The 9684-nt window shown below is 67.9% G+C and carries 13 protein-coding genes and 1 pseudogene; 5 read left to right on the top strand and 9 right to left on the bottom strand.

Features of this window, described 5'->3' with window-relative positions; genetic code table 11:
• Positions 1-508, top strand: a pseudogene (locus tag JWP83_RS27385) (hypothetical protein); the annotation flags it as partial.
• 26 nt (positions 509-534) lie between these two features.
• Here JWP83_RS27385 and JWP83_RS27380 read toward each other — a convergent pair.
• Positions 535-1149: a TIGR03086 family metal-binding protein gene (locus JWP83_RS27380; protein WP_297737803.1), complete on the bottom strand. Its 615-nt coding sequence runs from the start codon at positions 1147-1149 to the stop codon at positions 535-537.
• A gap of 51 nt (positions 1150-1200) precedes the next feature.
• Here JWP83_RS27380 and JWP83_RS27375 point away from each other — a divergent pair, with 51 nt between their 5' ends.
• Positions 1201-1635: a MarR family winged helix-turn-helix transcriptional regulator gene (locus JWP83_RS27375; protein ID WP_297737801.1), complete on the top strand. Its 435-nt coding sequence runs from the start codon at positions 1201-1203 to the stop codon at positions 1633-1635.
• Here JWP83_RS27375 and JWP83_RS27370 read toward each other — a convergent pair.
• The 4 genes from JWP83_RS27370 to JWP83_RS27355 all read right to left on the bottom strand — a co-directional run bounded on the left by JWP83_RS27370 (position 1632) and on the right by JWP83_RS27355 (position 3197).
• Positions 1632-1778, bottom strand: a complete 147-nt coding sequence (locus tag JWP83_RS27370; protein WP_297737798.1) for a DUF1059 domain-containing protein — start codon at positions 1776-1778, stop codon at positions 1632-1634. The two genes, JWP83_RS27375 and JWP83_RS27370, sit on opposite strands and share 4 nt — an antisense overlap.
• Positions 1775-2356 carry an HhH-GPD-type base excision DNA repair protein gene (locus JWP83_RS27365; protein WP_297737795.1) on the bottom strand — a complete coding sequence of 194 codons (582 nt, stop codon included), beginning with the start codon at positions 2354-2356 and terminating at the stop codon, positions 1775-1777. The genes JWP83_RS27370 and JWP83_RS27365 overlap by 4 nt, the downstream gene beginning before the upstream one ends.
• Positions 2357-2535: 179 nt before the next feature.
• Positions 2536-2712: a DUF5302 domain-containing protein gene (locus tag JWP83_RS27360; RefSeq protein ID WP_297737793.1), complete on the bottom strand. Its 177-nt coding sequence runs from the start codon at positions 2710-2712 to the stop codon at positions 2536-2538.
• Between the two features lie 41 nt (positions 2713-2753).
• Positions 2754-3197, bottom strand: coding sequence for a PPOX class F420-dependent oxidoreductase (locus JWP83_RS27355; RefSeq protein ID WP_297737791.1), 444 nt, complete (start codon positions 3195-3197; stop codon positions 2754-2756).
• 54 nt (positions 3198-3251) lie between these two features.
• Here JWP83_RS27355 and JWP83_RS27350 point away from each other — a divergent pair, with 54 nt between their 5' ends.
• The gene (locus tag JWP83_RS27350; protein ID WP_297737788.1) at positions 3252-3767 is read left to right on the top strand and encodes a DUF1697 domain-containing protein; all 516 of its coding nucleotides are present in this window, start codon (positions 3252-3254) and stop codon (positions 3765-3767) included.
• Positions 3768-3785: 18 nt separating this feature from the next.
• Here JWP83_RS27350 and JWP83_RS27345 read toward each other — a convergent pair whose 3' ends face one another.
• Positions 3786-4151 carry a GntR family transcriptional regulator gene (locus JWP83_RS27345; protein WP_297737784.1) on the bottom strand — a complete coding sequence of 122 codons (366 nt, stop codon included), beginning with the start codon at positions 4149-4151 and terminating at the stop codon, positions 3786-3788.
• A 37-nt stretch (positions 4152-4188) separates the two neighbouring features.
• Between JWP83_RS27345 and JWP83_RS27340 the strand changes: the two genes are divergently transcribed.
• Both JWP83_RS27340 and JWP83_RS27335 read left to right on the top strand, forming a co-directional pair.
• Positions 4189-4902, top strand: coding sequence for an NAD-dependent deacylase (locus tag JWP83_RS27340; protein ID WP_297737781.1), 714 nt, complete (start codon positions 4189-4191; stop codon positions 4900-4902).
• 105 nt (positions 4903-5007) lie between these two features.
• Positions 5008-5910 carry a DUF559 domain-containing protein gene (locus tag JWP83_RS27335; protein WP_297737778.1) on the top strand — a complete coding sequence of 301 codons (903 nt, stop codon included), beginning with the start codon at positions 5008-5010 and terminating at the stop codon, positions 5908-5910.
• Between the two features lie 20 nt (positions 5911-5930).
• On the opposite strand, the gene JWP83_RS27330 is transcribed toward JWP83_RS27335, so the two are convergent.
• From JWP83_RS27330 to JWP83_RS27320, 3 genes are read right to left on the bottom strand one after another with little or no spacing between them, the layout of a single operon-like run.
• Entirely contained in the window at positions 5931-6572 is a 642-nt protein-coding gene (locus JWP83_RS27330; RefSeq protein WP_297737774.1) for a class I SAM-dependent methyltransferase, read from the bottom strand.
• On the bottom strand, positions 6569-7267 hold the full coding sequence (locus JWP83_RS27325; RefSeq protein WP_297737771.1) for a TetR/AcrR family transcriptional regulator: 699 nt from the start codon (positions 7265-7267) through the stop codon (positions 6569-6571). The genes JWP83_RS27330 and JWP83_RS27325 overlap by 4 nt, the downstream gene beginning before the upstream one ends.
• A gap of 1 nt (position 7268) precedes the next feature.
• A complete protein-coding gene (locus JWP83_RS27320) occupies positions 7269-9593 on the bottom strand; it encodes an MMPL family transporter (protein ID WP_297737768.1) in 2325 nt (774 codons plus the stop codon).
• Positions 9594-9684 lie beyond the last annotated feature (91 nt).

The following is a 9684-nucleotide window of genomic DNA, read 5'->3' as shown; positions in this document are numbered from 1 at the left end:
CGCCGCGCCGGCACCGGCTCCCGCACCGGCGGCAACACCGGCACCGGCTCCCGCGCCGGACGCCGCCGCACCGGCTCCCGCGCCGGGTCTGGGTCCTGACGCGCCGCCCACGCAGGACTTCATGTATCCCTCGATCGGCACCAATTGCCTTGCGGACGGCAGCAGTTCGATCGCCACCGCGCTATCGGTGGCGGGACCGGCCAAGATTCCGACGCCCGGCCCCGGACCCGGCCAGACCGCCTATGTTTTCACCGCGGTCGGCACGCCTGGGCCCGCCGAGGTGCAGAAGCTGCCGTTGAACGTCACCTGGGTGAACCTGACCACGGGCAAGTCGGGAACGGTCGCGCTCAAGCCGCGCACCGACATCAACGGGGACGGGCCGACGACGTTGACGGCGATCGTCGACACCGGCTCGGGCAGCATCATGTCGACGATCTTCGGGCAGGTCACCACCAAGGAAAAGCAGTGCCAGTTCATGCCCACGATCGGCTCGTCGGTGGTGCCCTAGCACGGGGCTGGCGGCCTGTCGTCCGCTCAGGGTTTCCAGTCGGGCGAGCGGCCGAGGTGGCCGAGGATGCGATCGAGGTCGGTTGCGCCGTCGGGCGCCGCGACGGCCTGCCCAAACGGCGCGCCGTCCATGGCGCGGTAATCACCATCCGGAATGACGAACACCAGTGGTAGCACCGCAGCTACAACGTGGTGCGGGAGCGCAAAGGGGGCGCCGATGCTCCGGGCGACATCCCAGCCGTGCACAACATAATCCACGAAGTGAAAGCCGATCGCTATCGCGCCGGGGAAGGTCGCCCCGGGGCCGAACTCGGGCAACGAAAACGTCGCGCCGAGCACCCGGTCGGCGGCGAACGCATCGAGCACGTCGGCAGCTGCCGCGGCATAGGTGCCGCCGGGATCGGCCGCCACGGCGTCGGCCACCCGGTCGGACGCCCATACCGCCGGGCTGTCGCCTCCGCCGCGCGCGGCCGCGGCGAACCCATGATGCTGCACGGTCATGTGGGCGAGCAGGTCGAGCAGGTTCCAGTCCGCGCAGGGCGTCGGCCGGGGCAGATCGTCGCGTCTCACCGCCGCGACGACGTCGACGGACGCCAGCACGGCGGCTCGGTGGAACGGTCGGACATCAGAAATAGTATGCATTCGCATATCGTAAGTATCCGCATATCGTATGTCAACGGCTACGCTTCCCGCATGGCACCGACGCGTCCTGATCTCGCGGCGATGCTGGGGCCGCTGGTTCGCGAGATGATCGCCGCCGAAGTCCCCGTGCTGGAAGCGCATGGATTGTCGATGTGGGGCTACATCGTGCTCAGCGCGCTTGATCGCTCGCCGGTACGCAGCCAGGCCGCGCTCGCGGACGCGATCGGCGCCGACAAGACACGCATCATCCCCACACTCGACGACTTGCAGGATCGGGGTTATATCGAGCGCCGTCCCGACCCGGACGACCGGCGCGTGCGGCTGCTCGCGCTCACCGAGGCGGGTCGGGCCGCGAAAGATGGGGCGCAGCACGACATCCAGCGCGGCGAAGAGCGCTGGCTCGGGAAGCTATCGCCCGACGATCGTCGCCTGTTCCTACGCGTCCTGCGTCAGCTGTCGGACACGGACGCCGGCTATGTCGGCTAGTACGCCATGAAGAGAATGGCGTCGCGGTCGTACTCGAGGCCCGGATGGGCGCTGGCGAGGTGACCCTGGGTGAGCTCGACCAGCTCGTCCTCGTCCTTGCCGACGATGGCTTCGCCGCACGGACACGTTATGTGCGTCTTCACGTTGCCGCCTTTCCCTTCGCTGCTGCCTTCATCTGCTTCTTATGCGATCGCACCTGTCCGAGCGAACGGGCGTCGACGATGTCGGCGACGGACAGGTGCGTTCCGGGCTTGCCGAAGTCTCCGGCCGCCTCCCGCCAGCCCGTCGGCATCACGCCGTACTGCTTGCCGAGCAGCGCCAGGAAGATCTTCGCCTTCTGCTCGCCGAAACCGGGTAGCGCCTTGAGCCGCCGCAGCAGCTCTTCCCCGTCGGGCTCACCGGCCGTCCAGAGCCCGGCCGCGTCGCCCTCGTAGCGGTCCACGAGGATCTGCGCCAGGGCCTGGATCCGCTTGGCCATCGATCCCGGGAAGCGGTGCACCGCAGGCCTTTCCGCGCACAGCGCGGCGAACTTGTCCGGGTCGTAGGCGGCGATCTCGCCGGCATCCAGGCCGCCCATCCGGTCCGCGATCTTCTTCGGTCCCGCGAAGGCGGTCTCGAACGGCACCTGTTGGTCGAGGAGCATGCCGACTAGCAACGCGAACGGGTCGCCGTCCAGCAGCGCATCGGCGGCCGGATCTTGGGCTAGCTGCAGTCTGGGCACCCGCACAGTCTAAGACTGCGCGGCGGTCAGGCAGCACACCGACGGCCGCACCATCAGTAAATGACGCCGGGAGGCTTGAGGGGAGGCGTACACGCTCCGCGCACAGCGTGGACACCCGCGGGGCAGCGCGCAGCCCGGGGCATCCGCAATCACCCCGGGCCGCAGGGATTTCGAGACGACTACCCGCTCTTACGGCGGAATTCGCGACGGCTCTCCACCGGACCGTGTGCGCGCGCCTGCTTGTCGCCGCCGCCTTTGGGATCCGAGCCCCCCGCCGTCTTGGCCTTCTTGCGATCGAGGGCCTCGCGGAACTTGCGCTTCGTCTCGTCCTCTTCCCGGGACTCGGATTCGGCCATACCGGCAGCCTAGCCTGCGCGGCCGGGCCCGGCTCGTGGTTTTACCGCTTGCCCGGGGGCATGCCGTACACGTGCGAGATCCGCAGCGTCATCAGCACCCGCCGGTCGGTGACCATCGCCTGCCGGTACTCGTCCCAGTCCGGATGCTCACCGGCGATGTTGCGATACAAGGCAATCAGCGCCTCGACGGTGCTATCGGACGGCGCCGCCGCCGGGGGCGTCAGCTCGGCGGTGCCCTCGGCGACCGCATACGACCATCCGTCGTCGGCGTCGACCAGGATCGAGGCCCGCGGGTCACGGCGCAGGTTGCGGGTCTTGGCCCGCGGCTCGGTGATCGACACCCGCACCGCCATCTCGCGCGGGTCGAAGTGATAACTCACATTCGACAGTTGGGGCCGCCCGTCGCGCTTGATGGTGGCCAGCACCCCGAGGGAATTCCCGCTGATCACGGCCAACAGCTTGTCGTCGAAGACTTGGCGTCCCATGTCGAAAGCCTACGTCGCGCACGCCGGCGCTCGCCGATCTGGTGGAATCGGGAGATGACCGAGTACGCGGCGCTCCTGCGCGGCGTCAACGTCGGCGGCGTCAACCTCAAGATGGCCGAGGTCGCGAGCGCGTTGGCCGACGCCGGATTCGCCAATGTGCGCACCATCTTGGCCAGTGGCAACGTGCTGCTGGAGTCGTCGGCCGGGGCGGCCGCGGTGCGCAAGAAGGCCGAAGCCACGCTGCGCGAGAGGTTCGGCTATGACGCGTGGGTGCTGGTGTACGACATCGATACCGTGCGTGCCGTCGTCGAGGCCTACCCGTTCGAGCCCGAGGTCGACGGTTATCAGTCCTACGTCACCTTCGTCGCCGACAAAGCGGTGCTCGACGAGCTCGCCGGGTTGGGCGAGCGTGCGGACGAGAAGATCAGCCCCGGCGACGGCGTCGTCTACTGGCAGGTTCCCAAGGGCAGCACCCTGGACAGCACGATCGGCAAGACGATGGGCAAGCCGCGCTACAAGTCCTCGACGACGACCCGCAACCTGCGCACACTGGCAAAGGTGTTGCGCTGATTGCATTGCGCGCCAACGTCAGTCGTCCGGCACGTTGGTCAGGTAGCGCATCGCGTCGGACTTGGTGAGCCCCAGCGCCCGGGCAACGTCGACATACTCCTGGGCGGCGGCGGCCATCGCGGCGTCGGTCGGATCGAAGCGGGAGATGAAAGTGCCGAAGCGCCCGCGGGTTTCGACGATGGCCGCGGACTCCAGCTCGCGGTAGGCACGGGCCACGGTGTTTGCCGCGACCCCGAGCTGGCCGGCCAGGTCACGCACCGTCGGGAGCCGGGAACCGGGCGGCAACGCACCGGCCCGGACCCCGTCGATGACCTGGGTTCTGAGCTGGTCGAACAGCGGTTTTCCCGCCTTCCCGTCGACCTTCAGCCAATCCCGCAGCTCCACATCTTCAGTATGTCCCAAGCACGACTATGTTTGGGGGATGCGAGTAACTGTGCTGAGCGGCGCGGGGATCTCCGCTGAGAGCGGCGTGCCCACATTCCGTGACGACAAGAACGGATTGTGGGCCCGCTTCGATCCCTACGAGCTGTCCAGCACGCAAGGGTGGCGCAAGAACCCCGAACGTGTCTGGGGCTGGTATCTGTGGCGCCACTACCTGGTGGCCGACGTCGAACCCAACGCCGGGCACCGCGCGATCGCCGCCTGGCAAGACCACGCCGAGGTCACCGTAGTCACCCAGAACGTCGACGACTTGCACGAGCGCGCCGGTAGCGCCCCGGTGCACCACCTGCACGGCAGCCTTTTCGAATTCCGTTGTGACCGTTGCGATATGGACTACGCCGAGCCGCTACCTCGAATGACCGAGCCGGCGGTGGAGGTCGAACCTCCGGTGTGCCGCTGCGGCGGCTTGATCCGGCCGGACATCGTGTGGTTCGGTGAGCCGCTGCCCGACGAGCCGTGGCAGAGTGCGGTCGAGGCGACCCAGGCCGCCGACGTGATGGTCGTGGTGGGGACCTCGGCGATCGTCTATCCGGCGGCCGGCCTACCGGATCTGGCGCTGTCCCGCGGCACGGTCGTCGTAGAGGTCAACCCCGAGCCGACGCCGCTGACTCCCAGCGCCACGATCAGCATCCGTGCGAGTGCGAGCCAGGCGTTGCCGCAGCTGCTGCAGCGGCTGCCCGCCCTGCTGAGGTAGTTCTTCCGCGCCGAGCCTGCGCACAGATCGCGGTTCGTACACAAAATTGCGCGCTGAGCGCAGTCTCGATGTCTATCCGTCCGAGTCATCGGCGAGCGTGCGCTCATGACGAGCGACGAACCTTCACCCCCTTTTCGAGGCAGCGAGGCGGTGAAATCCGGAGCGCTGCGGAAGCATCAGCTGCGCTCTCGATTCCGCGCGGTGTTTCCCGACGTCTACGTGCGACGCGATCACCAGCTGACGTTGCGCGACCGTGCGGTGGCGGCCTGGCTGTGGTCGTACCGGCAGGGGGTGCTCGCGGGGGTGACCGCGGCTGCCTGGCACGGCTCGAAGTGGGTGGACGACGAGCTGCCCGTCGAGTTGGTGTGGTCGAACGCGCGCCCGCCGCGCGGCCTGCGAACCTACGACTTCAAGCTTCTTCGCGACGAAATCCGGGTGGTCGCGGGCGTTCCGGTGACGACGTCGGAGCGCACGGCATTCGACATCGGTCGGCGCAAGGCGACGGGTATGGCGATTGCATATTTGGACGCCCTCATGCGAGCGACCGGCACCAAGGTAGACGAGGTCCGCCAAATTGCGGACCAGCATCGCGGCGCACGGGGGCTCAGGCAGCTGCAAACAGCGCTGGAGCTAGTCGATCCCGGTTCGCAGTCGCCGAAAGAGACGTGGCTGCGGCTGTTGTTGATCCGCGCGGGCTTTCCGCGGCCCACGACCCAGATCCCCATACTCGCCGCCGGCGGAGCGCAGGTGTACTACCTCGACATGGGATGGGGGGACCTCATGGTCGCCGTCGAGTATGACGGCGAGCAACATCGCCTCGACCGCTGGCAGTACACAAAAGACATTCGCCGCAGTGAGGCGTTGGAGCGGCTCGGCTGGATCGTCATCCGGGTGACGGCATCGGATCGTCCTGCCGACATCATCGCGCGGGTTCGGGATGCGTTGACCTTTCGCGAATCCGCCGAGTCTGCGCACAGATCGCGATTTGCCCGTCGACGCACGCGCTGAGCGCAGTCTCGGCGCACGACTTAAGGCCGGCGCGCCCGGCCCAGCGCCAGCTCCGACACCGGCAACGGCGCCCACACCGGCAACGTCCACTCCCGTCGCGACGTGTCCACCTCGAACCCGGCGTCGACGATGGCGCGCTCGGTATCGCGATGGGTGTGGCAGTTGCCGAACAGCCTCGGCCACAGCGTCGCGTCGGCAACCCGCTGCAGCCGGCCCCGCGCGCCGGCGCTGGCCACATGCTCGAGATACCGCAGCTGCCCACCCGGCCGCAGTAGCGAATACATCCGCCGCAGCACGCCGGAGACGTCGCGCACCGAGCACAACACCAGCGAGCACACCACCGCGTCGAACGGCTCTCCGTCGCTGAACGCCTCCGCGGTCTCACCTATGACGACGACCGGCACGGGTGCCACGGTGGCCGCGGCGCGCGCATGCGCCCTCAGCCGCGGCTCGGGCTCGACGGCGACCACCTGCTCGACCGCCGGCGGATAGTTGGCGAAGTTCGTCCCGACGCCCGCCCCCATTTCCAGCACCCGGCCCGACAGGCCGGCCAGGTTCTCCCGGCGAAGCGCCCGCACCGCGTCGGTCTCGTGGGCGGCGACGACGGGCCAAACGCGCGCGAAGAACGGGTGGTCGATCGTGCGCTCCACCGCCTGCGTCATATCCGCGACTCCCCCGGCGGCCGATGCGCAGCCACCCATGCCGCCAACATCTGGGGTGTGGCGTCCCGGCCGCAGTATCCCATCACCAATTGCCCGCAGAACACCGAGGACAGGACCCGGTCGGCGAACGCCTCGGCATCGCCAAACGGCAAGTGCGGCTTGGCGATCAACATCGCCGCGACCCCGTGCACCGCGCTCCACAGCTCCAACGCGACGGTGGTCGCGTCGACCGGGCGGTAGGTGCCGTCGTCCGTCAGGCGCTGCACGGTCGCGCGGATGTGCTTGAACGCCGAGTTGTTCAGCGTGGTGTCGACGCTGCTTCCGGACCGCCACTCACCCATCGTGGCGATCCGGTACAGCTCCGGGGTCTGGACCGCGAAGCGCACATAGGCGAGCCCTTGGGCGCGCAGCACCTCCACCGGGGAGTTGTGCTCGGTGGCCAACCGCCGCATTTCCGGGTCGAGCTTTTCGAAGTAGCGCGCGCACACCGCGTCCATCAGGGCGTCTTTGTCGGCGAAATGTAGATAGATCGACGGCGGCGTGACGCCGACCCGTTGTGCCACCGAACGAATCGACACCGATCGGGCGTGCCCGGTTTCCAGCAGCAGCTCGGTGGTCGCGTCCAGAATCTCGTCGCGGAGCCGCTCGCCGGAGCCGCGGGGGGCCCTGGCGCGACGCAGGCCTTCGACCGACACGTCAACCAATGTTGGTCACCCACTCCCTGATCGGGTGCCCATTGTGCTGCACCGGCTCCTCGTTCGGCTCGGCGTCGGCGACGATCTGGGAGGGCGCCTCGCTGATGCCGAACCGCTCATGCAGCCACACCAAAGGCTTTGGAGCCCACCAATTCCAGCGGCCCATCACGTGCATGAACACCGGGACCAGGACCATCCGCACCAGGGTGGCGTCCACGAACACGGCAAGCGTCAGCCCGAGGCCGAACATCCGCATGAACGACACGTGTGCGGCGATCAGCGCCGCGAACGACATCGACATCACCAACGCGGCCGCGGTGATCACCCGTCCGGTGCGGGCGACGCCGTGCGCCACCGCTTCGTCATTGGCGGCGTGCGCCTCTTTTGCGGTCGACTTCGCCGGCCGGTACTGCAGCCAGTACTCCCGGATCCGGGAGATCAGGAACACCTCGTAATCCATCGACAACCCAAAAGCGATGCAGAACAACAGCACTGGCATGTTCGCCACCAGCGTCCCGCTGGGGGTGGTGCCGAGGGCGCCGAGGTGGCCGTCCTGGAAAATCCAGACCAGCGCCCCGAACGCCGCGGTCAGCGACAGCATGTTGCACACCAGGGCCTTGGCGGGCAGCACCACGCTTCCGGTGAGCAAGAACAGCAGCACGAACGTGACGGCGGCCATCAGCCCCAGCACGAGCGGAAGGCGATCCGTCACGGCGTCGACGCTGTCGCGGTTGATCTGCGCGACGCCGGCCATGTCGACGGATCTCCCGGCGGGCCCGGCCACCTCATGCAACCGCTTGAGCTGGGTGTCGGAGGCGTTGGAAAACAGCGGCGCCGCGCTGTTGACGGTCAGGAATGCGCTGCCGCCGGCCAACCCGGTCGCGGCCGCCGGTGGCCCCGCCGGGCTTCCATTCACGAACGTCCCACTCGGGGCCGACACCGCGGACACGTCGGGCACACGCGACAGGTCGGCGGCATACCGGTCGATGTCCGCCGGGCTCAGGTTTTGGGCGTCGGGGATCACGATGGGCACCGCGGTTGCCGAATCGTGGGCGAATCCGCTGCGCAATCGGTCACCAACCTCATGCGACGACGCCGAGCGGGGCAGCACCCGGTCGTCCGGGAAACCCCACTTCACCGAGAAGAACGGGAGTCCGAGCAGCAAGAGCAGCGCCATCACGGCCAGCCCCACCGGCGCCCAGCGGCGCATCACGAACTTGCTCGACCGGTACCAGAACCACTCCTCGACCGGCCTGTGCAGCGGATCGCGCCGGCGCAGAGTGTGACGCAGCAGGCGGCGCACGTCCATCGAGTCCAGCCGGTTGCCCAGCAGCACGATCGCGGCCGGGGTGATCACGATGGACGCAATCGCGACGAAGGCCACCGAGGCCATGCCGGCGTAGGCGAACGACTTCAGGAAGTACATCGGGAACAGCGCCGTCGCCGACATCGACAACGCCACGGTGATCGCCGAGAACAACACGGTGCGACCGGAGGTGGCCATGGTCCGGATCAGCGCCTGCTCCGGGTCACCGCCCTCGGCCAGCTCGTCGCGATAGCGGCTGACGATCAGCAGCGTGTAGTCGATGGCCAACGCCAGGCTCATCGCGGTGCTCAGGTTGAGCGCGAAGATCGACACCTCGGTGGTAAACGTCACGAGCCGCAACACCGACATCGAACCGACGACGGCCAGCGTGCCGAGGGCGATCGGCAGCGCCGCCGCCAGCAGCCCGCCGAACACCCAGATCAGCACCAGGAAGCTCAGCGGGATCGCGATCAGCTCCATCAATAACAGGTCTTCCTGGTTTTGCTTGTTGATCTGCGCGTACTGCATCGCCGGGCCGCCCGCACGGACGGCGAGGCCGTCGCGGTCGTGGACGAATTCGTCGGCCAGAGTCTGCGCATTCTTCTGCGCGTTGTTTTCGCCGCCCTTGAGGTTGACCACGATCAACCCCGACTTGCCGTCGGTGCTGACCAGGTCCGCGGCGGCCTGCGGCGGTGCCGTCCACGCCGAGGTCACGTTGTAGACCAACGGCGACCCACCCAAATCGGCGGCCAGGTCCGTGCCCACCTTGCGCGCCTGATCGCTGTTGGCCCCCGCCGGCGACGTCACCATGATCAGCATCTGCTGCCCGCTCTGCCCGAACTTGTCGGTCAGGATTTGGATGGAGCGGGCCGATTCCGAATTCGGGTCCTGGAAGCCGCCCGGAGACAGAGTCTTGGCGACCGGAATCCCGAAGACCGCAGCGGCGATGAAGATCAGAATCCCGACCGCGATTATTCGTCGTGGCGCCGCTATGGCCAGTCGGGCGATCGCTTGCAGCATATTTCCGGTCCTCCCGCCGCCGTGCCGGTCACGCTGGTCCGCCACTTACCCGCGGTAAGTTATCAGCGGTAACTGACAGGTGTCAAACAAC

The organism is Mycobacterium sp., from assembly GCF_025965855.1.
GTDB lineage: Bacteria > Actinomycetota > Actinomycetes > Mycobacteriales > Mycobacteriaceae > Mycobacterium.
The sequence above is the reverse complement of the archived record's forward strand: the minus strand, read 5'-3'. Positions and strand labels throughout refer to the sequence as shown.